28 protein-coding genes are annotated in these 25,021 nt (G+C 53.7%); 8 read left to right on the plus strand and 20 right to left on the minus strand.

The genetic code is table 11. The features are described from left to right. Positions 1-26: 26 nt before the first annotated feature. Complete coding sequence (yfbR, locus tag ACLHV9_RS16465) at positions 27-626, plus strand: 5'-deoxynucleotidase (RefSeq protein ID WP_028016242.1); 600 nt, start codon at positions 27-29, stop codon at positions 624-626. A gap of 40 nt (positions 627-666) precedes the next feature. On the opposite strand, the gene ACLHV9_RS16470 is transcribed toward yfbR, so the two are convergent. From ACLHV9_RS16470 to yfbV, 4 genes are all read right to left on the minus strand, one after another. After that, a complete protein-coding gene (locus ACLHV9_RS16470) occupies positions 667-2,499 on the minus strand; it encodes an SLC13 family permease (RefSeq protein WP_028016241.1) in 1,833 nt (610 codons plus the stop codon). Between the two features lie 76 nt (positions 2,500-2,575). Then, positions 2,576-3,235 (minus strand): sugar phosphatase, encoded by a 660-nt coding sequence (locus ACLHV9_RS16475; RefSeq protein ID WP_049005854.1) that lies wholly within the window; start codon positions 3,233-3,235, stop codon positions 2,576-2,578. A gap of 11 nt (positions 3,236-3,246) precedes the next feature. Further along, complete coding sequence (locus ACLHV9_RS16480; RefSeq protein ID WP_028016239.1) at positions 3,247-3,741, minus strand: YfbU family protein; 495 nt, start codon at positions 3,739-3,741, stop codon at positions 3,247-3,249. A 91-nt stretch (positions 3,742-3,832) separates the two neighbouring features. Beyond that, a complete protein-coding gene (gene yfbV, locus ACLHV9_RS16485) occupies positions 3,833-4,288 on the minus strand; it encodes a terminus macrodomain insulation protein YfbV (RefSeq protein ID WP_028016238.1) in 456 nt (151 codons plus the stop codon). Positions 4,289-4,625: 337 nt separating this feature from the next. Here yfbV and ackA point away from each other — a divergent pair, with 337 nt between their 5' ends. Both ackA and pta read left to right on the plus strand, forming a co-directional pair. After that, the gene (gene ackA / locus ACLHV9_RS16490) at positions 4,626-5,828 is read left to right on the plus strand and encodes an acetate kinase (RefSeq protein WP_028016237.1); all 1,203 of its coding nucleotides are present in this window, start codon (positions 4,626-4,628) and stop codon (positions 5,826-5,828) included. 76 nt (positions 5,829-5,904) lie between these two features. Continuing rightward, positions 5,905-8,046 (plus strand): phosphate acetyltransferase, encoded by a 2,142-nt coding sequence (gene pta / locus ACLHV9_RS16495; protein WP_134707710.1) that lies wholly within the window; start codon positions 5,905-5,907, stop codon positions 8,044-8,046. 44 nt (positions 8,047-8,090) lie between these two features. Here pta and ACLHV9_RS16500 read toward each other — a convergent pair whose 3' ends face one another. The 5 genes from ACLHV9_RS16500 to ACLHV9_RS16520 all read right to left on the minus strand — a co-directional run bounded on the left by ACLHV9_RS16500 (position 8,091) and on the right by ACLHV9_RS16520 (position 12,073). After that, complete coding sequence (locus tag ACLHV9_RS16500) at positions 8,091-9,044, minus strand: transketolase family protein (protein ID WP_108090834.1); 954 nt, start codon at positions 9,042-9,044, stop codon at positions 8,091-8,093. Beyond that, the gene (locus ACLHV9_RS16505) at positions 9,037-9,867 is read right to left on the minus strand and encodes a transketolase (RefSeq protein WP_108090835.1); all 831 of its coding nucleotides are present in this window, start codon (positions 9,865-9,867) and stop codon (positions 9,037-9,039) included. Before ACLHV9_RS16505 ends, ACLHV9_RS16500 begins: the two co-directional genes overlap by 8 nt. Next, positions 9,864-11,255, minus strand: coding sequence for a PTS ascorbate transporter subunit IIC (locus ACLHV9_RS16510; RefSeq protein ID WP_028016233.1), 1,392 nt, complete (start codon positions 11,253-11,255; stop codon positions 9,864-9,866). The genes ACLHV9_RS16505 and ACLHV9_RS16510 overlap by 4 nt, the downstream gene beginning before the upstream one ends. Positions 11,256-11,276: 21 nt before the next feature. Beyond that, positions 11,277-11,549 carry a PTS sugar transporter subunit IIB gene (locus ACLHV9_RS16515; protein ID WP_003861447.1) on the minus strand — a complete coding sequence of 91 codons (273 nt, stop codon included), beginning with the start codon at positions 11,547-11,549 and terminating at the stop codon, positions 11,277-11,279. Positions 11,550-11,629: 80 nt separating this feature from the next. Then, on the minus strand, positions 11,630-12,073 hold the full coding sequence (locus ACLHV9_RS16520; RefSeq protein WP_108090836.1) for a PTS sugar transporter subunit IIA: 444 nt from the start codon (positions 12,071-12,073) through the stop codon (positions 11,630-11,632). Between the two features lie 235 nt (positions 12,074-12,308). On the opposite strand from ACLHV9_RS16520, the gene ACLHV9_RS16525 reads away from it, so the two are divergent. Beyond that, positions 12,309-13,328, plus strand: coding sequence for a LacI family DNA-binding transcriptional regulator (locus ACLHV9_RS16525; protein WP_028016231.1), 1,020 nt, complete (start codon positions 12,309-12,311; stop codon positions 13,326-13,328). Between the two features lie 3 nt (positions 13,329-13,331). Here the strand turns inward: ACLHV9_RS16525 and yfcD are convergent, their stop codons facing one another. The 3 genes from yfcD to yfcF are packed head-to-tail and all read right to left on the minus strand — an operon-like array spanning position 13,332 to position 15,194. Beyond that, on the minus strand, positions 13,332-13,886 hold the full coding sequence (gene yfcD, locus ACLHV9_RS16530; protein ID WP_028016230.1) for an NUDIX hydrolase YfcD: 555 nt from the start codon (positions 13,884-13,886) through the stop codon (positions 13,332-13,334). Positions 13,887-13,941: 55 nt separating this feature from the next. Further along, positions 13,942-14,493: a phosphodiesterase gene (gene yfcE, locus ACLHV9_RS16535; RefSeq protein ID WP_028016229.1), complete on the minus strand. Its 552-nt coding sequence runs from the start codon at positions 14,491-14,493 to the stop codon at positions 13,942-13,944. A 56-nt stretch (positions 14,494-14,549) separates the two neighbouring features. After that, complete coding sequence (yfcF, locus tag ACLHV9_RS16540) at positions 14,550-15,194, minus strand: glutathione transferase (RefSeq protein WP_028016228.1); 645 nt, start codon at positions 15,192-15,194, stop codon at positions 14,550-14,552. A gap of 139 nt (positions 15,195-15,333) precedes the next feature. Between yfcF and yfcG the strand changes: the two genes are divergently transcribed. The 4 genes from yfcG (at position 15,334) to ACLHV9_RS16560 (ending at position 17,860) form a co-directional block, all read left to right on the plus strand. Then, entirely contained in the window at positions 15,334-15,963 is a 630-nt protein-coding gene (yfcG, locus tag ACLHV9_RS16545; RefSeq protein ID WP_049005864.1) for a GSH-dependent disulfide bond oxidoreductase, read from the plus strand. A 67-nt stretch (positions 15,964-16,030) separates the two neighbouring features. Next, entirely contained in the window at positions 16,031-16,399 is a 369-nt protein-coding gene (gene folX / locus ACLHV9_RS16550; RefSeq protein WP_028016226.1) for a dihydroneopterin triphosphate 2'-epimerase, read from the plus strand. Between the two features lie 13 nt (positions 16,400-16,412). After that, positions 16,413-17,306, plus strand: coding sequence for a TIGR01777 family oxidoreductase (locus ACLHV9_RS16555; protein ID WP_108090838.1), 894 nt, complete (start codon positions 16,413-16,415; stop codon positions 17,304-17,306). A gap of 44 nt (positions 17,307-17,350) precedes the next feature. After that, a complete protein-coding gene (locus tag ACLHV9_RS16560; protein ID WP_108090839.1) occupies positions 17,351-17,860 on the plus strand; it encodes a GNAT family N-acetyltransferase in 510 nt (169 codons plus the stop codon). 48 nt (positions 17,861-17,908) lie between these two features. On the opposite strand, the gene hisP is transcribed toward ACLHV9_RS16560, so the two are convergent. The 8 genes from hisP to cvpA all read right to left on the minus strand — a co-directional run bounded on the left by hisP (position 17,909) and on the right by cvpA (position 24,960). Further along, on the minus strand, positions 17,909-18,682 hold the full coding sequence (hisP, locus tag ACLHV9_RS16565) for a histidine ABC transporter ATP-binding protein HisP (RefSeq protein ID WP_028016220.1): 774 nt from the start codon (positions 18,680-18,682) through the stop codon (positions 17,909-17,911). Between the two features lie 8 nt (positions 18,683-18,690). Continuing rightward, entirely contained in the window at positions 18,691-19,407 is a 717-nt protein-coding gene (locus ACLHV9_RS16570; RefSeq protein ID WP_028016219.1) for an ABC transporter permease, read from the minus strand. Next, positions 19,404-20,090, minus strand: a complete 687-nt coding sequence (locus ACLHV9_RS16575) for a histidine ABC transporter permease HisQ (protein WP_014832782.1) — start codon at positions 20,088-20,090, stop codon at positions 19,404-19,406. The genes ACLHV9_RS16570 and ACLHV9_RS16575 overlap by 4 nt, the downstream gene beginning before the upstream one ends. An 88-nt stretch (positions 20,091-20,178) precedes the next feature. Next, a complete protein-coding gene (hisJ, locus tag ACLHV9_RS16580; RefSeq protein ID WP_008502592.1) occupies positions 20,179-20,961 on the minus strand; it encodes a histidine ABC transporter substrate-binding protein HisJ in 783 nt (260 codons plus the stop codon). Positions 20,962-21,187: 226 nt separating this feature from the next. Beyond that, positions 21,188-21,970 (minus strand): lysine/arginine/ornithine ABC transporter substrate-binding protein ArgT, encoded by a 783-nt coding sequence (gene argT / locus ACLHV9_RS16585; protein ID WP_028016218.1) that lies wholly within the window; start codon positions 21,968-21,970, stop codon positions 21,188-21,190. Positions 21,971-22,261: 291 nt separating this feature from the next. Continuing rightward, complete coding sequence (locus tag ACLHV9_RS16590) at positions 22,262-22,831, minus strand: UbiX family flavin prenyltransferase (RefSeq protein ID WP_108090840.1); 570 nt, start codon at positions 22,829-22,831, stop codon at positions 22,262-22,264. An 89-nt stretch (positions 22,832-22,920) separates the two neighbouring features. Beyond that, positions 22,921-24,438 carry an amidophosphoribosyltransferase gene (gene purF / locus ACLHV9_RS16595; protein ID WP_049005877.1) on the minus strand — a complete coding sequence of 506 codons (1,518 nt, stop codon included), beginning with the start codon at positions 24,436-24,438 and terminating at the stop codon, positions 22,921-22,923. Positions 24,439-24,471: 33 nt separating this feature from the next. After that, positions 24,472-24,960, minus strand: coding sequence for a colicin V production protein (cvpA, locus tag ACLHV9_RS16600; RefSeq protein WP_000262116.1), 489 nt, complete (start codon positions 24,958-24,960; stop codon positions 24,472-24,474). Between the last annotated feature and the right edge of the window lie 61 nt (positions 24,961-25,021).

The following is a 25,021-nucleotide window of genomic DNA, read 5'->3' on the forward strand; positions in this document are numbered from 1 at the left end:
GTCGCAGTGAAGACAAAAGGTACCTTATGAGTCAGAGTCATTTCTTTGCCCACCTCTCCCGCCTGAAACTCATCAACCGCTGGCCGCTGATGCGCAACGTGCGCACTGAGAATGTATCGGAGCACAGTTTGCAGGTTGCCATGGTTGCTCACGCGCTGGCCGCCATTAAAAACCGCAAATTTAACGGCCAGGTCAACGCGGAACGCATTGCCCTGCTGGCGATGTACCATGACGCGTCAGAAGTGCTGACCGGCGATCTACCTACGCCAGTGAAATATTTCAACTCGCAGATTGCCCAGGAATATAAGGCCATCGAGAAAATTGCCCAGCAGAAGCTGATCGATATGGTGCCTGAGGAGTTACGCGATATCTTTGAGCCACTGATCGATGAGCATCAGTACACGGAAGATGAAAAGTCGCTGGTCAAACAGGCCGACGCGCTATGCGCCTACCTGAAGTGTCTGGAAGAACTCTCTGCAGGAAACAACGAATTTTTACTGGCGAAAACGCGTCTGGAGAAAACGCTGGAATCCCGCCGCAGCGAAGAGATGGATTATTTTATGCAGGTGTTTGTCCCGAGCTTCCATTTATCGCTGGACGAGATTAGCCAGGATTCGCCGTTGTAACTTTTGCCGGGTGGCGGCTTCGCCTTACCCGGCAAAATTCTCAGAACGGGAACAGGACCGGTATCAATACCACGCACACCAGCATCACCAGCACGGTGAACGGCACGCCCAGTTTCACAAAATCGCTGAATCGGTAGTTCCCCGGCCCCAGTACAAGGGTATTGACCGGTGAAGAGACTGGCGTCATAAACGCTGCTGATGCCGCCATCGCCACCATCATCGCAAAGGGATACGGCGACACGCCCATGGATTTCGCCATCGCCAGCGCAATCGGCGCCATCAATACTGCCGTCGCGGTGTTTGAGATAAACAGACCGATGGTGGCGCACATAATAAACAGGCAGACCATCATCATGTACGGCCCATACCCGCCGCCAACGTCCATCAAACCTTTAACGATCAGATCTACCCCGCCGGTTTTTTGCAGCGCCAGGGCGAAGGGCATCATCCCGACGATGAGAATAATGCTCGGCCAGTGAATCGCTTTATACGCACTTTCGGCGTCAATACAGCGGAATTTTCCCATCAGTAAACAGGCAATAATCGCCGCCACAGGGTTAGGTATTTCATCGGTCAGCATCAGCGCTACCATTAGCACCAGACAAAAAATGGCGTGGGGAGCCTGACTGTGGGCCGGAGAGGCATCGCTCTCCTCAACTGGCATGTTGAGCACCACAAAATCACGCCCTTTTTGCCCGAGCTGGCTGATGAGCTTCCAGTTACCGACGACCAGAAAAATATCCCCCAACTGGATAGGCTCATCCACGACGGCCCCATCCATCGCGACGCCATCACGCTTCAATCCCACCACGTTTAAACCATAGCGGGTTCGGAAGCCGATTTCGCGCACGGTTTTGCCCAGTAGTTCCGATTCCGGGATCAGCGACACTTCGGCCATGCCGACATCGAGCGCCTGGTCTGAGAAATACTCTCCGCGAAGTACCATCGGCTCCAGCATTTGCTCGCTGCAGAATTCACGCAGATCCACATCTGCGGTGGACATATCAATCAGCAGGACATCCCGCGCACGAAATTCCGAAACCCCGTTAACGTTGACGATAACCCGACGAAAACGACGCCAGCGCTCTACACCGATCACATTCGCGCCATAACGTTCACGCAGCCTCAGGTCGTCAAGCCGCTGCCCAACCATCGGCGAACCGGGGCGAATGGCCAGACGGCGCGCACGCCCTGTGAGGCGGTACTCTTTGATCAGATCGCGGAAGGTACGTCGCTTCCAGCCCTCTTTGGTTTTATCCTGCTTTTCCCCTTTCAGAGCAAAACGGGTCAGCAGCATGTAGACCACGCCCAACAGAAGAATGACCAACCCAAGCGGGGTGACGCTGAAAAAACTGAACCCCTGGAATCCTTCCCGGATCAGCTCGCTGTTAACGACCAGGTTTGGCGGCGTTGCCACCAGCGTCATCATACCGCTGATCAAACCCGCAAAACTCAAAGGCATCATCAGGCGCGACGGCGAGGTCTGCATCCGCATGGAAACACTCAGCACCACCGGGATAAAAATCGCCACCACGCCCGTTGAGCTCATAAACGCCCCCAGCCCGGCGACGGTCAGCATCAGATAGATCAACATCTTTGTTTCACTGCTACCGGCCACCTTCACCAGCCATGCTCCCATGATGGTCGCTACGCCGGTACGCACCAGTCCATCGCCAATAATAAACAGGGCGGCAATCAGAATGACGTTGGGATCGCTAAACCCGGAGAAGGCTTCCGGCAGCGTGAGCGTACCGCTCAGCACAAAAGCAACGATGATAAACAAGGCGACCGCATCCATACGCACCTTGCCCGTGGCGAAAAGAATGATGGCGATTAAAAGCAGGCTAAGGACCCAAATCAGTTCACCGTTCACAACATGTCCTTGTCAGTGGGAGATGAGAATTTTTTACCATAAAAAAGCCCCAACAAGGTGGGGCTATATCATGGGATTACATTTTCAGCGAGACGGTTACAACGCCATCTGGTGCTTTTGAAACAGCCAGTGCCGTCAAAGAATCAAGTACAAAGTCCGCTTCACTCAGCCGGGGGGAGCCCGTCGGAACGTTGACGGCGATAACGTGGCTACCGGCGTTTAACCCGGCAAGGACGCCTGCTGCTGCATCTTCGACCACTACACACTCTGCCGGAGCGAGCCCCAGCAATTCAGCACCCAGTAAAAAAGCGTCGGGTTCAGGTTTTCCGCGCTTAACGCGCTCCGCCGTGATAAACACTTCGGGCGTTGGCAGACCTGCCGCCTTGTGTCGGGCGTGAGCAACCGGCACGGAACCGGAGGTGACAATCGCCCATGGGATCTGTGCCTCGTTCAGATGCTCAAGCAGTTCGCGTGCCCCTGGTAATGCAGTGATGCCGTCCGTATCGGTGGCTTCAATGTGTTCCAGGTATTTGAACTCCGCCTGAATGTCGTCCTCAGAGCGTCCGGCCAGGAAGTGCCTTAGCGAGGTTATGGCCTGTTTGCCATGGATAAAATTCAGCACGTCCTGATGGTCGATGCCATGTCTGTCAGCCCAATGGCACCAGGAGCGCTCCACAACCGGCAGCGAATCCACCAGCGTACCGTCCAGATCAAACAGAAAACCTCTACACTGCACACGCACCTCCGTCAGGCATTAATGATTTGTTGAATTTCGTTGCTGCTTAAATGGTACTGGCGCGGACAGCCGTGCCACGCGCTCAACATGCGCTGGTATTTATCCCACATTGGGGTCTGCGCGTTGAAGCCGTGAGTGCCCGCATCAAAGTGGGTATAACGCCCCTCGGTATTCACCATAAAGCGAACATAGCTCAGATAACGCGCTTCTGTAGCAGCATCAAAGCCTAAGAAGGTGACACGGCGCTCGTCAATGGACTGCTGATCTTTAAGATTCGTCCAGGACACATGCAGGGCGTGATACATCTCCATAATGTCGATCACGATGCGGCAGGTTTCTTCTTTCAGCTCACCAAACTCGCGATCCAGTTCGCGCATTTGCAAACCAAAGCCGCGTTCGACGATGGTCTGCAGGCGGCTGTAGCGCGCAGCGTTATCGGGATCAAGCATAGTCATCATCTTGTACTGGTTAGACAAAATCAGACGTTGAGCATGGGTCATTTCCATCTTTCGACTCCTGTAGCGCATTGCACTTAAAAAAAAGACACGGTAACTGATTGTTACTGTGCCTTCTTTTAATAGTCGTTTCGATGATCAATCACAAATCATCGAGGAATGTTTTATCAAGTTGCTTAAAAGCTCGCTTAAGCGTGTCGGCCAGCGCCTGGTAATCCGGCTTGCCTTCGACCGGGGCAAGCGCCTGGCCTGCCTCTTCCAGTTTTCCGCGAACTTCATAAAACCAGTGTAAAATAGAAGGCGGAAGCGGTGTGATGGAGCGTTTACCTAACCACCAGAGCCCCTGCATTGGCAGACTTAACGCGAAAAGCGCCGTCGCGACCGCCGGACCAAGCTGACCGCCCAACGCGATTTGCCAGCACAGGGTAAAGATAGCGACGGGAGGCATAAATCGAATCGCATAGCGCGTTGCGCGGATGGTACGATTCTCTATAAACATGGGTGCAAGACGCTTTTCCATCGGCCACGTCTTTGCGTAATGCTGTCCCCGACGAAACAGACTAAAGAAATTTACGGTCGGGTTCTCTGGTGTCGACATGGCTGTACCTCAACTTCACATATAAAATTTAAAATTTTCGTGCAAAACCACAACAGGCGATGACAACGTTCAAAATATTTTGTCATCCCTACCCCGTATCGGGTATCCTGTGCCAGCCTGATAGGGCCATAGACGAGAATCATTAACTCGTCAAATTATCGCATATTATGCCATTGTCTGAAAAATGTTCAAAATGGCATAAAATCATAGGTATTTCTTTCATCATGCCAGAATGTTCGTTTGGCATGATGTTAATCATAAATGTCTGAGTCATCATGCGTTACGCTGTTAGACTCACTGACGTTTTTTTAGCCACGTATCAATAATAGGTACTTCCATGTCGAGTAAGTTAGTACTGGTTCTGAACTGCGGTAGCTCCTCACTGAAATTCGCCATCATCGATGCGCTCAACGGTGACGAATACCTCTCTGGTTTGGCCGAATGTTTCCATCTGCCTGAAGCACGTATCAAGTGGAAGATGGACGGCAGCAAACAAGAAGCGGCTTTAGGTGCAGGCGCCGCTCACAGTGAAGCGCTGAACTTTATCGTTAACACTATTCTGGCACAAAAACCAGAACTGTCTGCTCAGCTGACTGCGATTGGTCACCGTATCGTCCACGGCGGCGAAAAATACACCAGCTCCGTCGTGATCGACGACTCTGTTATTCAGGGCATCAAAGATGCTGCCTCGTTTGCACCGCTGCACAACCCGGCGCATCTGATCGGTATCGCTGAAGCGCTGAAATCCTTCCCGAATCTGAAAGATAAAAACGTGGCCGTGTTTGACACCGCGTTCCATCAGACCATGCCGGAAGAGTCTTACCTCTATGCCCTGCCATACAGCCTGTACAAAGAGCACGGTGTTCGTCGCTACGGCGCGCACGGCACCAGCCACTTCTATGTGACTCAGGAAGCGGCAAAAGTACTGAACAAGCCAGTTGAAGAGCTGAACATCATCACTTGCCACCTGGGCAACGGTGGTTCTGTTTCTGCTATCCGCAACGGTAAATGCGTTGATACCTCCATGGGTCTGACCCCACTGGAAGGTCTGGTGATGGGTACCCGTTCCGGTGACATCGACCCGGCGATTATCTTCCACCTGCACGACACTCTGGGCATGAGCGTTGATCAGATCAACAAGATGCTGACCAAAGAGTCTGGCCTGCTGGGTCTGACCGAAGTGACCAGCGACTGCCGTTATGTTGAAGACAACTACGCAGAAAAAGAAGACGCTAAACGTGCAATGGACGTTTACTGCCACCGTCTGGCGAAGTACATCGGCTCTTACACTGCGCTGATGGAAGGCCGTCTGGACGCGGTTATCTTCACCGGTGGTATCGGTGAGAACGCGGCAATGGTGCGTGAACTGTCCCTGGGCAAACTGGGCGTTCTGGGCTTCGACGTTGATCACGAGCGTAACCTGGCTGCCCGTTTCGGCAAGTCTGGCTTCATCAACAAAGAAGGCACCCGCCCGGCTATCGTTATCCCAACTAACGAAGAGCTGGTCATCGCGCAAGACGCAAACCGTCTTACCGCCTGATTCCACACCGCCAGCTAAGCTGGCGGTGCTGTTTTGTAACCCGCCCAATTTCGGCGGTAACGAAAGAGGATAAACCGTGTCCCGTACTATTATGCTGATCCCTACCGGAACCAGCGTCGGCCTGACCAGCGTCAGCCTTGGCGTTATCCGTGCTATGGAACGCAAAGGCGTTCGTCTGAGCGTCTTTAAGCCAATCGCCCAGCCTCGTGCCGGTGGCGATGCGCCAGACCAGACCACCACCATCGTTCGCAAGAACTCCAATCTGCCAGCGGCTGAACCGCTGAAGATGAGCCACGTTGAGTCTCTGCTGTCCAGCAACCAGAAAGACGTGCTGATGGAAGAGATCATCGCCAACTACCACGCTAACACGCAAGACGCGGAAGTGGTGCTGGTTGAAGGTCTGGTCCCGACCCGCAAACACCAGTTTGCCCAGTCTCTGAACTTCGAAATCGCGAAAACCCTGAACGCAGAGATCGTTTTCGTGATGTCTCAGGGCACTGATACCCCTGAGCAGCTGAACGAGCGTATCGAACTGACTCGCAGCAGCTTCGGCGGCGCGAAAAACACCAACATCACTGGCGTAATCGTTAACAAACTGAATGCGCCAGTTGATGAGCAGGGCCGTACTCGCCCTGATCTGTCCGAGATCTTCGACGACTCCTCCAAAGCGAAAGTCATCAAAGTTGATCCGGCTAAACTGCAGGAATCCAGCCCGCTGCCAGTACTTGGCGCGGTACCATGGAGTTTCGATCTGATTGCCACCCGTGCAATCGACATGGCGCGTCACCTGAACGCCACCATCGTTAACGAAGGCGACATCAATACCCGCCGCGTGAAGTCCGTGACCTTCTGTGCGCGTAGCATTCCGCACATGCTGGAACACTTCCGCGCAGGTTCCCTGCTGGTAACGTCTGCAGACCGTCCTGACGTCCTGGTTGCAGCGTGCCTGGCCGCGATGAACGGCGTGGAAATCGGCGCTATCTTGCTGACCGGTGCCTACGAGATGGACCCGCGCGTCAGCAAACTGTGCGAACGCGCGTTTGCCACTGGCCTGCCAGTCTTCATGGTGAACACCAACACCTGGCAGACCTCTCTGAGCCTGCAGAGCTTCAACCTGGAAGTACCGGTTGATGACCACGAGCGTATCGAGAAAGTTCAGGAATACGTTGCGGGTTACATCAACGCAGACTGGATCGAATCCCTGACGGCGACCTCCGAGCGCAGCCGTCGTCTGTCTCCTCCTGCGTTCCGTTATCAGCTGACCGAGTTGGCGCGTAAAGCGGGCAAACGCGTTGTTCTGCCAGAAGGCGACGAACCACGTACCGTTAAAGCGGCGGCTATTTGTGCAGAGCGCGGCATCGCGACCTGCGTGCTGCTGGGCAACCCGGACGAGATCAACCGCGTGGCGGCATCTCAGGGCGTTGAACTGGGTGCTGGTATCGAAATCGTTGACCCGGAAGTGGTTCGCGAAAGCTATGTTGCACGTCTGGTTGAGCTGCGTAAGAGCAAGGGTATGACCGAAGCCGTTGCGCGTGAACAGCTGGAAGACAACGTGGTGCTGGGTACGCTGATGCTGGAGCAGGACGAAGTTGACGGTCTGGTTTCCGGTGCGGTTCACACAACTGCGAACACCATCCGTCCACCGCTGCAGTTGATCAAAACTGCTCCAGGCAGCTCTCTGGTTTCTTCCGTGTTCTTCATGCTGCTGCCTGAACAGGTTTATGTTTACGGTGACTGCGCGATCAACCCGGATCCAACCGCAGAACAACTGGCTGAAATCGCTATCCAGTCTGCTGACTCCGCGATTGCCTTTGGTATCGAACCACGCGTAGCTATGCTCTCCTACTCTACCGGTACCTCTGGTGCAGGCAGCGATGTAGAGAAAGTCCGTGAAGCAACACGTCTGGCACAGGAAAAACGTCCTGACCTGATGATCGATGGCCCTCTGCAGTACGATGCTGCGGTTATGGCTGACGTTGCGAAATCCAAAGCGCCGAACTCACCGGTTGCAGGTCGCGCGACCGTGTTCATCTTCCCTGATCTGAACACCGGTAACACCACCTACAAAGCGGTACAGCGTTCTGCAGACCTGATCTCCATCGGGCCAATGCTGCAGGGTATGCGCAAACCTGTGAACGACCTGTCCCGTGGTGCGCTGGTAGACGATATCGTCTACACCATCGCGCTGACCGCGATCCAGTCTTCACAGCAGCAGTAAGTTTTACTGCAACAAAAAGGCGACCCTCTGGTCGCCTTTTTTATTTACAGCAGCTCACGCGCCGCCGACACAATGCCATGTGCCGTCAGGCCATACTCCTTCTGCAGGAAATCCTGTGTCCCCACCTGGCCATAACGCTCCTTCACGCCAACCCGACGCATCGGTACCGGGCAGGTTTCTACCAGCACTTCCGCAACGGCTGAACCCAGCCCGTTATGAATACTGTGGTTTTCGCAGGTGACGATACGCCCGGTTTTCTCGGCGTAGTTTTTCACCAGCATCCGGTCGATAGGCTTCAGGGTAAACATGTCGATGACCGCCGCGCTGACGCCCTCCTTCTCCAGCTGACGCGCCGCTTCCAGTGCTTCCGCCACCATAATGCCATTGGCAATCAGGGTAATATCGGTGCCTTCGCGCAGCACATTGCCTTTGCCGATGGTAAACGTCGAGCCAGGCGCGTACACGCTCGGTGCTTGCTTACGGATGGTACGTACCCAGTAGAAGCCTTCGAGGTCGATAAGCTGGCGCAACACGTCTTCAAACATTACCGCGTCGGTGACTTCCAGCACCACCGAGTGCGCCAGACCGCGAACGATACCCATGTCTTCAAACGACATATGCGTTCCGCCGTTGTGGCAGGCCGTCACGCCTGCATCTGAAGCTATCACCTTCACGTTGTTGCGCTGGTAGTCAAGGGACATAAACAGCTGATCAAAACAGCGACGGCTGGCGAAGGCGGTAAAGGTATGAACAAACGGTTTACGCCCGGTGAGAGACAACCCTGCAGCCGTACCAATCACGTTCGCTTCCATGATGCCGCAGTTAATCACATGCTGCGGATAATCACGCGCCACGCTATCCATCGCCATAGAGCTCATCAGATCCGCTTCAAGGGCGATAATCTCACTTCCCGCCTCAATCTGCTTAGCCACAAAACTCGCGTAGACTTTACGCATCTCAATGGCATCTTTCTGTCCTGCTGGTGCAACCTTAATCATGTGTAGCCTCCAGTTGGCGGATAGTCTCATCGAGGGCCGCTTTGCTCTCTGCGGTCAATCGCAGATGGTGCGAGTTACTGAGCTGCTCCAGATACGGCACCCCCTGCCCTTTAATGCTGTCCAGGATCACCACTCTTGGGCGAGCATCTTTCGCCGGAACCAGAGAGGTCACTTCCAGCAGCGCCGGAATATCGTCTCCTTTGACCGTCACCACGTCATAGCCAAAAGCGCGGAATTTTCCTTCCAGGTCGAACGCACAGATAATATCGTCCAGCTCGCCATCCAGCTGCTGCTTGTTCCAGTCCACAAATACCGTCAGGTTGTTCAGGCGATGGTGCGCAATAAACTGGAACGCTTCCCAGCACTGCCCTTCGTTCAGCTCGCCGTCACCGACGATGCAAAAGACTCTGTTTGGCCGCCCTGCCAGCTTGTGCGACAGCGCCATTCCCCCGGCAATGGAGATCCCCTGCCCCAAGGAGCCTGTGGTGGCATCCACGCCACGCGTTTTCAGGCGATCCGGATGGCTTGGCAGTCGGGTACCGTTCTGGTTCAGCGTGCTCAGTTCTTCCACCGGGAAGTAACCCTTGATCGCCAGCGTGCTGTAGAGCGCCGGGCCCGCATGACCTTTCGACAGGACAAAGTAGTCACGCTCTGGCCAGTCCGGATCGGCCGGGTCGATTTTCATCACCGCGCCGTACAGCACGGCCAGCGTTTCAACCACCGACATACTGCCACCGTAGTGTCCAAAGCCCAGCTGCGTCAGGGATTTCAGCGTCTCAAGACGGATCTGACGCGCGAGTTCGGTTATCTCTTTCTCATTCATGATTTGGCTCCGGTGTTTTCCTGCGCGTTACCGCCTGCAGGTTTGTTTTTCGCGAAGACGTTGTACGCCACCAGCAGCGCGAATAGCGCCACAACCAGCCCGGTAATGGCAAGCGGCGACAGGAAGCGCGCCAGGTTGCCGAGCACAATCCCAACCGCGCCGAAATCTGCGTCCGAGAACGTTGTGTTAGCAAAGCCAATTGCGCCCAGCACCGGTAATAGCAGTACCGGCAGGAAGGTGATCAGCAGCCCGTTGGCAAAGGCGCCAATCATTGCCCCGCGACGTCCACCGGTGGCGTTACCGAACACGCCCGCCGTTGCGCCGGTGAAGAAGTGCGGCACCACGCCCGGGAGTATCAGTACCCAGTTAAACTGGCCGCAGATGATCAGCCCCACAATCCCACCCAGAAAGCTGAACAGGAAGCCAATCAGCACCGCGTTTGGTGCATACGGATAGACCACCGGGCAGTCCAACGCCGGGCGCGCATTGGGCACCAGTTTTTCCGAGAAGCCAGTAAAGGCCGGAACGATTTCCGCCAGGATCAGGCGCACACCCTGCAGGATGATGAACACGCCCGCCGCGAAGGTAATCGCCATGATGATGGCGTAGACCAGGTAGTTCTGACCGCCGCTGAAGGTGGCCTCAACGTATTCACGCCCGGCACTCACCGCCATGATCAGATAAATAATCATCATGGTCAGCGAGATGGAGATAGAACTGTCGCGAAGGAAGCTCAGGTTCTTCGGCAGGTTCATCTCTTCGGTTGAGCGGGAGCCTTTGCCAACCTTGCTGCCAATCCAGCCGGAAAGCACATAGCCCAGCGTGCCGAAGTGACCAAAGGCGATATCGTCGTTACCGGTGATACGCTTCATATAACGCTGCGCAATTGCCGGGAAGAAGGCCATTACCAGGCCGAGGATCAGCGAGCCGGTAAAGACCAGCCCTACGCCTTCAAAGCCCGCTACCGTCAGGATCACACCAATCATGCACGCCATGTAAAAGGTGTGATGCCCGGTCAGGAAGATATACTTCAGGCGGGTAAAGCGAGCGACGATAATATTCGCCACCATCCCGAAGGCCATAATCAGTGCGGTCGCGGCACCGTATTTCTCAAGCGCAATCGACACAATCGCTTCATTGTTTGGAATAATCCCCTGGATAGTAAAAGCGTGCTCAAACATGCCGCCTAAAGGATTTAATGACCCTACCAGTACTGTGGCACCACCACCCAGCACAATAAATCCCAGGATAGTTTTAATTGTCCCTTTCACCACGTCCGAAAACGCTTTTTTCTGTGCAACCAAACCGATTAACGCAATTAACCCCACCAGCACCGAAGGGACTTTTAATATATCAACAACGAAATTCAGCGTTTCAAGGATAAACATATCCACCTCGCCTAATCAGGGTTATTGTCTTTCGAACCAGGCACGCAGTTGCGCTTCAAGTTCGTTGATGTCGATGATGTTGTTGATCACCACCAGCTGGCTTTCCGGCACGCTGGCGCTGGCCGCAATGTCTTTTGCCATCACGAACAGGTCGGCCGCGCCCGGTGTGGCCGAGGAGAGATCGGAGTGTTCAACCTCGGCCTCAATCTCCAGCTTTTTGAGCACCTTTTTGATATTCATTTCGACCATAAAACTACTGCCCAGGCCAGAACCGCAAATAGCCATGATTTTCATTGTTGTCCCCTTTTTTTGAGTAGAGCACGCCCCATCACGCCGGCGCGTAATGTTGTGAAAAATCGGATTAAAGAATTAAATCAGAAGCGGTCAATAATCGTTTTAATTTCCTCCAGGGTATTCGCCTGATGCAATTCAGCCATATCTTCATCGCTGGAAAATAGCTCAGCCAGTGCAGAAATCATCTCGATATGGCTATGTTTGTCCGGCGCCGCGAGCATAATAATGACATCGACAGGGTCAAACTCACCGGCACCAAAAGAGACGCCCTGTTTTAGTTTTAATAAAGACAACCCCAGTCCTTTGGCTCCTTCCTCCGGCCGCGCATGCGGCATTGCCAGCCCTGGTGCCAGCACATAGTAAGGTCCTAATGTACGATGTTGTTCAACGATCGCCGTGACGTATTCCGGCGCGATCACCTGCAGATCCAGCAACGGTTTTGCACATATCTCCAGCGCCTGTGGCCAGCTTTCAACGCTTTCCTGAAGCGTGATGGTTGTATCATATATCCATTTATTCAGCACTTTTCACTCCCGTCACACTGCAAAAGATGAGCAAACTTTATTCAACACATCAATACTTGGCTGCGATCAAGATCACAAAGATAGCGCTACCAATCGCTAACATTCAGAAATGTGATAGCGCTATCAAATTGTAATCATGGAGTGAAATCACAGCAAAAAAAGGGATTTAGGGCGTATACTGCCTGTCACGTGAAACGAAGGAAAATAAGAACGCGTCTGGTCAGCAGGAAGGTGTATGTCTCTAACCCGAAAACGGCGCAGTACCGGTAAAGTGACACTCGCCGATGTCGCACAGCTTGCCGGTGTGGGCACGATGACCGTGTCCCGTGCACTCCGCACGCCTGAACAGGTTTCCGATAAACTGCGAGAAAAAATTGAAGCCGCGGTGCAAGAGTTAGGTTATATGCCCAATCTTGCGGCCAGTGCACTGGCCTCAGCCTCGTCATGGACGATTGCGATGGTCGTTCCTAATCTCTCCGAGGCCGGCTGTTCAGAGATGTTCGCCGGGCTACAGCAGGTGCTGCAGCCTGCCGGCTATCAGATCATGCTGGCAGAATCCCAGCATCGTCTTGAACAGGAAGAGAAGCTGCTGGAGACGCTGCTGGCGTCGAATATTGCCGCCGCCATTTTGCTCAGTGTTGAACACACTGACACTGTTCGCCACTGGCTGAAAAATGCCTCCATTCCGGTAATGGAAATGGGGGCCATGCGTGCCGATCCGATTGATATGAATATCGGGATTGATAACGTAGCGGCCATGTACGAACTGACGGAAATGGTCATTAAGCGCGGCTATCAAAATATTGGTCTGCTGTGCGCCAACCAGGAACAGTGGATTTTCCAGCAGCATTTACAGGGCTGGTACAAAGCGATGCTTCGCCACCATATGTCACCGAACCGGGTCATTAACGCTGCCATGCCGCCAGTTTTCTCGACCGGCGCCGCGCAACTGCCGGAATTCCTGCTGGCATGGCCTGAACTGGATGCGCTGGTGTGCGTCTCAGACGAACTGGCCTGTGGCGCGCTGTATGAATGTCAGCGCAGGCGAATCAAGGTACCAGACGATCTGGCGGTGGTAGGCTTTGGCGACAGCGATGTGAGCCGCGTCTGTCAGCCGCCGCTGACGACGATGGCAGTGCCGCATCGTAAGATTGGGATTGAAGCAGGGAAAGCACTTCTGGAACGTCTGAATGACGGAGACTGGCGCGATCAAAAGCCCATCGCGTCCAGTCTGTGTCTGCGAGAGAGTTGCTAAGGCTTACTCAGCCTCTTCCTCTTTCTCTGATTTGGTCGACTCGTTATTCGCGTTACGGCTCATCCACAGTGCCAGCGCTTTTAATGAATCTGGAGTGAACTCGTCGCAACGCGCGGTAATTTCTTCCGGCGTCATCCAGTTCACTTCGCTGACTTCTTCTTCCTGCAGGGCAAACGGCCCGTGAGAGACGCAGCTAAACAACCCGCCCCAGACGCGGCAGTTTTCATCCTCAAAATAGAACTGCCCATGTTCGGCAAACGGTACGCCCGCAATACCTAACTCTTCTTCCGCTTCACGACGCGCGGAATCCAGCAGCACTTCATCAGCCTGGACCACACCGCCTGCAGTGGCATCCAGCATACCCGGGAGAAAATCTTTGGTGTCCGTGCGGCGCTGAACCAGAATTTTACCCATACCGTCATGAACAACGATATATGTCGCACGATGACGCAGACGTTCCGCACGCATTTGTTCGCGGCTGGCCTGCGCGATCACTTCATTCTCTTCGCTGACAATGTCAACCCACTCTGTACTTGCCAAATGATTCTGCTCCACCATCGGGAAACCTTCTCGTCTAAGCGCTCTTTCGGCGCGTTTGCAGTTGAGGTGTAACTTACGGATTAATCGCTACCTGCGCAATAACTTGCTGATCATTAAGTGCGATAACGCTTAACGTATTTCCATCGAGCATGCCATAGCTCGCAGGGTATCCGCCTTTGGGTATGCTGACCGACCCCGGGTTAAAGTGATAAATCTCACCGCGCTTTTCAGCAACCGGAATATGAGTATGACCGTAAACCAGGACATCGCCAGCCGCCAGCGTCGGGAGATTATCCGGGCTAAAAAGATGTCCATGCGTCAGAAACAGGCGACTTTTTTCCAGCAGTACCTGTTGCCACGGCGCGGTAAGAGGAAAATGCAACAGCATCTGATCGACTTCGCTGTCGCAGTTACCGCGAACGGCGATGATGCGCGAGGCATGCTGGTTGAGCTTTTCCGCCACTTGCGCCGGGGCATAGCCTTCCGGTAGCGCATTACGCGGTCCGTGATTGAGCACATCGCCCAGAATGATCAGCCACTGCGCACCGCTTTGCGCAAACAGGGAAAGAACTCGCTCGGTAGCGGGCAGCGATCCATGGATATCCGACGCAAACATTAGTTTCATCAGTCACTCCTCGGGAAAACAAACTGCCCTTATCATACCTGAAGCGCCAGGGGTTATCAGCCCGCACGCTTAGCGGAGAGTGCCACATAGCGCTGCACAGAGGCTCGCTGCCATTGAAACGCAGCATAATCCACCAGCAGTTGCGGCACTTCATCACCGTTGAGGATTAAGCGGTTTAACATCAACGCCAGATCGGCGTCGGCAATGCACCACTCGCCGAACAGGTTCGGGTTGCCATGCGCAAGCAGTGAGGTGGCGGTTTCAATCAGTTTTTGCGCGCTTTCTGTGCCTTCTGCGCTCAGGGCTGGTTTTTTCACCCCGGCAAACACAACGTCCGTCGAGCGTTCCACGCGAATCGGTACCAGATCGCTACGCAGCCACGCCTGAATCTGCCGCGCCCGGGCACGCTTTTGCAGATCGTGAGGGTAGATACGTTCCCATTCTGGTGGCGCGAAGCGATCTTCCAGATATTCATCAATCGCTGACGATTCGCTCAGCGCAAATCCATCTATTTCCAGCACCGGTACACGTCGGGTCAGGTCGTAGCCCTGCCACTGCGGCTTGAGATGTTCACCACCATCAAGATCAACGGTCTTCAGCGTAAAAGTGAGCCCCTTTTCAGCCAGCGCAACGTATACGCTCATTACATAGGGAGAAAAGAAATTCGCATCGGACCACAATGTGATTACAGGCTGGTTCATAACATCCTCATCGGCTGATCGGTTTTTACTCAACATATAATCTCTTTGCCTTGCTGTCACTTGATGAAAACTCACGATTTACAACAACCACCTATACTCATTTTCATGACGCCATTCTTCACATGGAGAAGAGTTGAAAATGATCGACCTTTATTATGCCCCTACCCCAAACGGCCAAAAGATCACCCTCTTTCTTGAAGAGGCCGAACTGGATTACCGGATCATTCGCGTGGATATCAGCAAAGGCGATCAATTTAGCCCTCTCTTTCTGGCTATCTCACCAAACAATAAAATCCCAGCCATCATAGATAACCAGCCAGCGGATGGGGGCAGACCATTGAGCCTGTTTGAATCCGGCGAAATTTTACTCTATCTGGCGGAGAAAACCGGCAAACTGTTGAGCGGTGAATTGCGTGAACGGCACCATACTTTGCAATGGCTGTTCTGGCAGGTAAGTGGACTGGGTCCCATGCTGGGGCAAAATCACCATTTTACCGCTTACGCCCCGCAGCCCATTCCCTATGCGATAGAACGTTACCAGGTAGAAACTCAACGGCTCTATGGCGTCCTGAATCGTCGCCTGGAGAAAACGCCGTGGCTCGGGGGCGATCATTACAGTATTGCTGATATCGCCTGCTGGCCATGGGTGAATACCTTCGAAAAGCACCGAATTGACCTGGCCTCTTACCCGGCGGTGAACAACTGGTTTGAGCGTATTCGGACCCGCCCGGCCACCGAACGCGCGATGCAAAAAATCCAGCAAATTTAACCCTGTATGAGGCTGGGTGCCTCTCATGTATTATGAGCAGGAAATACTGACACGGAGAAGACCTGCAATGTCACAGCCAGACGCTATTATTCGTATAAAAAATTTACGCCTGCGTACCTTCATCGGTATCAAAGAGGAAGAGATCGCCAACCGTCAGGATATTGTCATTAACGTGGTGATTCACTACCCGGCAGATAAAGCGCGGGCGAGTGAAGACATCAATGATGCGCTGAACTACCGCACCATCACCAAAAACATCATCCAGTACGTGGAAAATAACCGCTTCTCTCTGCTGGAAAAATTAACTCAGGATGTGCTCGACATCGCACGCGAACATCACTGGGTCACTTATGCTGAAGTAGAGATCGATAAACTTCACGCCCTGCGTTATGCCGATTCCGTCTCCATGACGTTAAGCTGGCAACACCAGGCGTAAACCTGGAGGTTGTATGAAGATTTTGCTGACCGGCGGTACAGGACTGATTGGTCGTCATCTCGTTGCGCGCCTGCAGGCGCTGCATCACGGCATTACCGTTGTGACGCGCAGCCCGGAGAAAGCACGCCAGGTCCTGGGGACGGGTGTCGACATCTGGAAAAATTTGTCCGAGCAGCAAAATCTGGACGGCTTTGACGCCGTCATCAACCTGGCAGGCGAACCCATCGCCGACAAACGCTGGACGGAAGAGCAAAAACAGTTGCTCTGCAGCAGTCGGTGGAACATTACCGAAAAGCTTGTCGAGCTTATTCGCAATAGCCACACGCCGCCTTCGGTGTTGATTTCAGGCTCAGCAGTGGGCTATTACGGCGATCTCGGCGAAGTGGTAGTGACCGAGGAAGAGCCCCCCCATAACGAGTTTACCCACAAACTCTGCGCCCAGTGGGAACGCATTGCCTGTGCCGCGCAGAGCGATCGCACCCGCGTCTGCCTGTTGCGTACCGGCGTAGTGCTTGCGCCGAAAGGCGGCATTCTGGCGAAGATGCTTCCCCCTTTCAGGCTCGGGCTCGGCGGCCCCATAGGTAATGGCCGCCAGTATATGGCGTGGATCCACATTGACGATATGGTGAACGGCATTCTCTGGCTGCTGGATAACGATCTGCGCGGGCCGTTTAACATGGTTGCGCCGTATCCGGTGCGTAATGAGCAGTTTGCTCATGCGCTGGGGCACGCCCTGCATCGCCCGGCGATTTTACGTGTCCCTGCAACGGTAATTCGCCTGATAATGGGTGAAGCATCGGTGCTGGCATTAGGTGGGCAACGGGCGCTGCCAAAACGGCTGGAAGCGGCCGGATTTGCGTTCCGCTGGTATGAATTAGAAGAGGCGCTGGGGGATGTAGTACGGTGAATATGTTACAGTGACAGGCCATGTTCCGAATAAATGGCGTAACAATGGCAACGATCACCACTCCCCGGCTTCACCTCACTCCTTTTGAACCCACTGACTGGGCCTTCTTCCGCTCGCTGCGAGAAGATCGCAGCATCATGCGCTATATGGCCGCCATCGCCCCGGAAAAAGAGACCCGACGCGTGTTTGCCGCGCGACTCGCTGCTGCCCATGTGTTTGTCATTCGTTTGCGGGATGATGACACACCGCTTGGTGACATTGGCCTGCAAATCAGCCCTGAGAATCGTGAAGAGGCCGATATCGGCTATACGGTTGTGCCTGCCGCGCAGGGAAAAGGGATTGCCAGCGAGGCGCTGCGCGCGGTGTGTGACTATGCGTTTAACCAGACCGGCGTGAAAGCGATTAACGCCTACGTGCTGGCAGATAACGGCGGCTCGGTGCGAGTATTAGAGAAAGCCGGGTTTGTACGCACGCAGGTGCTGGAAAAGGCGTACGAGATTGACGGCGTGCGCTATGACGACTGGGTGTATCGGCTGGAGTGCGGTACAGTTTGATGCAGCACTCCAGCCCTCTCCCAAAGGGGAGAGGGCGAAAGGCAAAATCTACTTCAGTGAGCCTTTCAGGAACTGCTGTAAACGCGGGCTTTGCGGGTTTGCCAGCACCTCATCCGGATGCCCCTGCTCTTCTATTTTCCCCTGATGCAGGAAGATAACGTGATTCGAGACGTTACGGGCGAAGCCCATCTCATGGGTGACCACCACCATCGTTTTCCCCTCTTCGGCCAGCTTCTGCATAATGCGCAGCACTTCACCGACGAGTTCTGGATCGAGCGCGGAGGTCGGTTCGTCGAACAACAGCACCTCGGGTTCCATCGCCAGCGCGCGGGCGATGGACACACGCTGCTGCTGACCACCGGAGAGATGCACCGGGTATTTCATCTGCTGGCGCTCGTCGATACCCACTTTCGCCAGGTATTTCACCGCGCGCTCGCGGGCTTCCTGCTTGCTCAGGCCCAGCACCTGAACCGGTGCTTCCATCACGTTCTCCAGCACCGTCATATGGCTCCAGAGATTGAAGTGCTGGAACACCATCGTTAGCCGCGTACGCAGCAAGCGCAGCTGGTTCTTATCTGCAACCTTAAGCTGGCCGTCTTTATCACGGACCAGGTTAATATTCTGTCCGCTCACCACAATCGAGCCTTCACTCGGTTTTTCGAGGAAGTTAATGCAGCGCAGGAAGGTACTTTTTCCCGAGCCGGATGAGCCGATGATACTGATCACGTCGCCCGCATTCGCCTGCAGCGACACCCCTTTCAGCACTTCATGTTCGCCGTAGCGTTTGTGCAAATCAATAACGTTTAATTTGTTCTCAGCCATCATCTTTCTCAGTGCGTCGAAGAAGGTTTTATATGCTGCAACCAGCGTTTTTCAGCCTTACGGAACAGGCTAATCAGAACATAAGAGATAATTAAATAGAGCACCGCCGCAATGCCAAACGCGGTAAACGGCTGATAGGTCGCGGAGTTAATATCGCGCGCAATTTTAAGCAGATCCGGCACCGTCGCGGTAAAGGCGAGCGCGGTGGAGTGCAGCATCAAAATCACTTCGTTACTGTACGCCGGTAGCGCGATACGCAGCGCCGACGGCAGAATAATGCAGCGGTAAAGTTTCACTGATGAGAAACCATACGCGCGCGCCGCCTCGATTTCACCGTAAGGCACGGAACGAATTGCCCCCGCGAAAATCTCGGTGGTATAGGCGCAGGTATTGAGCGTCAACGCCAGCACCGTACAGTTCAGGCCACTGCGGAAGAACGCATTCAGCATCTCAGTGCCTTTTACGATCTCAAGCGTATACATCCCCGAATAGAACACCAGCAGCTGCACGTACAGCGGTGTGCCGCGAAACACATAGGTAAACAGCCAGATCGGGAACTGGATATATTTATTGTTCGACACGCGGCCAATGGCAAGAAACACCGCCAGAATGCCGCCCATCACCACGGAGGAGATCAGCAGCCAGAGCGTAATCGCCACGCCGGTAAAGCGATAGCCATCTGTCCACAGCAGCGATTTCCAGTATTCCTGAATAATCTCAATCACAGGTCAGCCCTCTTCACACCCACGGAGTAGCGACGCTCGAGCAGAAGCAGCACACCATTGGAGACGGTCGTAAAGACCAGATAAATCACGCCACAGACCACCGCAAAGTAGAACGGCTCCCAGGTGCTCTTGCCCGCCAGCTGAGTCGCTTTAACGACGTCTTCCAGACCGAGCAGCGAGACCAGCGCCGTCGCTTTGAGGATAACCTGCCAGTTGTTACCGATACCCGGAAGCGCGTAGCGCATCATGGCCGGGAACATGATTCGGCGAAACGTTTGTGAGGAGGTAAAACCAAATGCGGTTGCCGCCTCAATGTGACCTTTCGGCACGGCCATGTAAGCACCGCGGAAAGTTTCAGTGAAGTAGGCTCCGTAGATAAAACCGAGGGTGATAATACCAGCCACCATCGGGTCAATATCAATTTGTCCCATGCCCATCGCGTCCGTCACGCTGTTCAGCGCAATCTGTAGACCGTAGAAGATAAGCAGCATCAGCACCAGATCGGGAACACCGCGAATGAGCGTGGTATAGCCTTCAAAAATCAACGCCAGTGGTTTGTTAGCTGAAAGCTTCGCACCGGCACCCGCCAGACCTATCAGCACCGCCAGCACCACGGAGCTGATCGCCAGCTCAAGGGTGACAAGCGCGCCCTGTAAAATAACGCCAGAAAATCCGTACAGCATACCGCGAGCCCTGTCGTATCGTGAGTGGTGGAACCGTGTCTTTTCCCCCCCCACTGCGGGAGGGGCCGCACGTTATTTGACGGGGCGATTAGCCGCCGTAAACATTAAAATCAAAGTATTTTTTCGCCAGTTTGTCGTACGTGCCGTCAGCGCGCATTTCGGCAAACGCTTTGTTCAGCGCTTCACGTAATTCGTTGTCTTCTTTACGCAGGCCCATACCGGTGCCTACGCCAAACAACTTCACATCCTTAATGGACGGACCGCCAAACTTGTAATCTTTACCCACCGGCGTCTTCAGGAAGCCTTCGCTCGCCGCGACTTCATCCTGGAATGCCGCATCAATACGGCCTGCCGTCAGGTCAGCATAGATATTTTCCTGGCCCTGATAGGAGACAATTTCAATCCCTTTCGGTGCCCAGTGTTCGTTACCGTAGGTTTCCTGCGTGGTGCCCTGCAGCACGCCGACGCGTTTGCCTTTCAGCGACTCCAGCGTTGGTTGAATGTCAGACGATTTCGCCACCACCAGACGGGAATCAGCCGCGTAGAGTTTGTCCGTGAAAGCAATCTCCTGCTGGCGTTTTTCGGTGATAGAGAGTGAGGACATAATCACGTCGATTTTTTTGGCTTTCAGAGAAGGGATCAACGCGTCCAGTGGGTTTTCAACGTAGGTACATTGTGCTTTGATGCGTTTGCACAGCTCATTGGCCAGATCGATGTCAAAACCAACCAGTTCACCCTTAGAATTCTTTGACTCGAATGGCGCATAGGTAGGATCGGTACCAATACGAATTTTCTGCGGAATGGCTGCGAATGCCGCGGTGGCGCTGGAAAAAGCCAGTACCAGAGATAGTGATAACACGAGTTTTTTCATATCTGTCCTCAACAAACTGTCTTCATACGGGATTTTTACGACGACGGGGTGGTGCTAATGTGCCATCAATCCCCTCCTACAGGCAAAGATTAATGCCCTTCAGCTGGGATTTTTTGCATTATAAATGCGTAAGTATGCACAAAACGATCCAATACAGTGCAACAAATGCACTGCATTGGGTCAACCTCTCCCGTAACGCACCTTTCTGGTGCGTTACCGCCTGGTGTTATTCACCGTATACGTTGAAGTCGAAGTATTTCTTCGCCAGTTTGTCGTAAGTACCGTCTTTACGCAGCTCTGCGAACGCTTTGTCAAAGGCGGCTTTCAGCTCGGTATCATCCTTACGCAGGCCAATACCGGTACCGTCACCAAAGTACTTTTTGTCCTTCACTGACGGGCCTGCAAACGCGTAGTCTTTACCCGCAGGTTGCTTCAGGAAGCCTTCGCTTGCGGCCACTTCATCCTGGAATGCCGCATCCAGACGACCTGCTGCCAGGTCAGAATAAATCAAATCCTGGTTCTGGTACGCGACGACGTCTACGCCCTTCTCACGCCAGTTTGCATTGGCGTAACCTTCCTGAGTTGACCCCTGAAGCACACCGACATGCTTGCCTTTCAGCGAGTCAATGGTTGGCTTGATAGGGGAACCTTTCTGCGCAATCAGGCGAGAATCCGCAGCGTAGAGCTTGTCAGAGAAAGCAATCTCCTGCTGACGTTTTTCGGTGATGGAGAGAGAAGAGATAATGGCGTCGATTTTCTTGGCTTTCAGCGACGGGATTAACGCGTCAAAGTCGCTGCCCACCCATGTGCATTTCACCGCAATGCGTTTGCACATCTCATTTCCCAGATCGATATCAAACCCCACGAAATCGCCTTTCGCATCTTTGGAAGAGAATGGCGCGTAGGTTGCGTCTGTACCGATACGAACTGTCTGTGGAAGCGCTGCGTAGCTACCTGCTGCCGCACTTAACCCCACGAGCAAAGACAGAGCCAGAACCGTCTTCTTCATACATTTACCCTCAAGTACCGTGATTTTATTATGTATTGTGTTGTGTGTTGTGTTGCAGGCTTCATCTTGCAGGTCTTATGCCACATTGCCGTCTGGTCAAAACTTCGACGTTAAATATGTTAATAAAACGTTGCGATATTGCCTTAATGGTGAAAGATAGCAGGTCTGCCGAACGAACCGGAGAGAGAAAAAGGGAAAAAACGAATTAAATGTCGAGGATATGATCGCCGTTGCATAATTGCCCTGAAACAGGGCAACGACTCTTTTCATGCACTCTGTTTGTGCACAGAATCAGGCCCCTTGCCAGCGGGTGAAGAGGTCTTCAGGCAGGTCGATATCAAACTGATCCAGTACACGGTTAACGGTCTGGTTAATCACATCATCCAGTGAGACAGGACGATGATAAAACGCCGGCACCGGTGGCATGATCACCGCCCCCAACTCGGCGGCCTGCGTCATTAAACGCAGGTGGCCCAGATGCAGCGGCGTTTCCCGCACACAAAGAACCAGAGGGCGGCGCTCTTTCAACACCACATCTGCCGCGCGCGTCACCAGCGTGTCGGTATAGCTGTTCACAATGCCGGAGAGCGTTTTAATAGAACAGGGCAGGATAACCATGCCGGCGGTTTTAAATGAGCCTGAGGAGATGCTGGCGGCGATATCGCGGGCATCGTGAACGACATCTGCGAGTGTCTGAACGTCACGCAGGGAAAGATCGGTTTCCAGAGAGAGAGTCTGCCGCGCCGCCTGACTCATCACCAGATGGGTTTCGACTTCCGCTACGTTACGCAGAACCTGTAACAGCCGTACGCCGTAAATCGCGCCACTGGCACCGCTGAGCCCAACAATGAGTCGTTTCATGATTTTCGCCCTTACTGATTTCAGGGCAGACTGTGCAGGATTTTGCGGGGAGTTGCAAGTGAGGGCGAATACCCTCACTTGCAGAGACATCAACCTTCGTTGTGCATCTCTAAACTTTCGAGATCGTTTTGCAGCTGGACGGCTTTCGCATCGTCGTTGCGCAGCGAATCCAGATAGTCGAGGTACTTCTGGTCAACATCTTTGGTCACGTAGACACCGTTGAAAACGGAGCATTCGAACTGCTGAATCTCTGGGTTCTCGGCACGCACTGCGTCGATGAGATCGTTCAGATCCTGGAAAATCAGGCCGTCGGCACCGATGATCTGGCGAATTTCGTCCACTTCACGACCGTGGGCAATCAGCTCGTTAGCGGTTGGCATATCAATACCATACACGTTCGGGAAGCGAATTTCTGGCGCTGCGGAAGCCAGGTAGACTTTTTTCGCACCCGCTTCGCGCGCCATCTCGATAATCTGCTCTGAGGTAGTGCCACGGACGATGGAGTCATCCACCAGCAGAACGTTTTTGTCGCGGAATTCCGCGCGGTTGGCGTTCAGTTTGCGACGCACGGACTTACGGCGCAACTGCTGGCCCGGCATGATGAAGGTGCGGCCAACGTAGCGGTTCTTCACAAAGCCCTGACGGTACGGCTTATCCAGAATGCGGGCGATTTCCAGGGCGATATCGCAGGAGGTTTCCGGGATAGGAATAACGACGTCGATGTCGAGATCGTCCCACTCGCGGGCAATCTTCTCGCCCAGTTTCGTCCCCATGTTCACACGGGCGCTGTACACGGAAATTTTGTCGATGAACGAGTCCGGACGCGCGAAGTACACGTATTCGAACAGGCACGGATTGCTGACCGGGTTATCTGCACACTGGCGGGTAAACAGCTGCCCCTTCTCAGTAATGTAGACCGCTTCACCCGGGGCTACGTCACGCAGGAATTCGAAGCCCAGGGTATCCAGCGCCACGCTCTCAGAGGCAACCATATATTCGGTACGACCATCGCCAAGGTCGCGCTTGCCGAGCACCAGGGGACGAATGCCGTTTGGATCGCGGAAGGCCACCATGCCATGACCGATGATCATCGCCACGCAGGCATATGCGCCGCGGATCTGGCGGTTTGTGGCAGCAATAGCAGCAAAAATGTTGTCTGCTTCCAGCGGGTAGTGACGGAAATTATCCAGCTCGCTGGCGAACACATTGAGCAGGATTTCAGAATCAGAGGTGGTGTTAATGTGGCGACGTTTCTCTTCGAACAGCTTTTTACGCAGCTCGTGCGCGTTGGTCAGGTTGCCGTTATGGGCAAGGGTAATGCCATACGGTGAGTTGACGTAGAAAGGCTGTGCCTCAGAGGCGCTGGAACTGCCAGCAGTAGGATAACGAACGTGACCGATCCCCATATTACCTTGCAGACGCTGCATATGGCGGGCTTCAAACACATCGTTTACCAGGCCATTCGCCTTACGTAAACGGAAGCAGTTGTTTGCATCAATGGTGATGATACCCGCAGCATCCTGCCCACGGTGCTGAAGCACCGTTAACGCGTCATAAATCGACTGGTTTACCGGCATGAAACCGGCGATACCGACAATACCGCACATTCGTCTTTTCCTCGTTAAGCCACATCTCAGGGTTTATGCCCTGGGCAAAAAACTCGACGAGCTTTGCAGATAGTCAAAGAACCATCTGATGATGAAGCTGAACTCTGGAATGAGCTGCGATTTCTGCCAGTCTTCACTTTTGGAGAACCCGGTGAAGGTATCCAGGAAGAACAAGATCGCGGCTACAATCAGTACGCCTCGTAATGCACCGAAACAGATCCCGAGCACCCTGTCCGTTCCTGACAGACCGGTTTTCTCGACCAGCTGACCTATCACGTAATTCACGATAGCGCCAACAATCAGCGTCGCGATAAACAGCACCGCGATAGCGATTCCATTTCGGACCAGTTCATCTTCAAAGCCCGTGAACCAGACAGACAGGTAAGTGTAGTAATGACTGGCAACAAAGAAAGCACAACCCCATGTCACCAGCGATAACGCTTCACGAACAAAGCCACGGATCAGGCTAACCAGACAGGAAAAACCAATCACCGCAATGATGGCGTAATCAATCCAGACCATATGTGTCCCACGATTTAACGCCCTGTCATCCAGTTCGGGGCGAATTCTAACAGAAAAAGAA

This window comes from Enterobacter sp. CPE_E890 (genome assembly GCF_046521475.1).
GTDB lineage: Bacteria > Pseudomonadota > Gammaproteobacteria > Enterobacterales > Enterobacteriaceae > Enterobacter > Enterobacter adelaidei.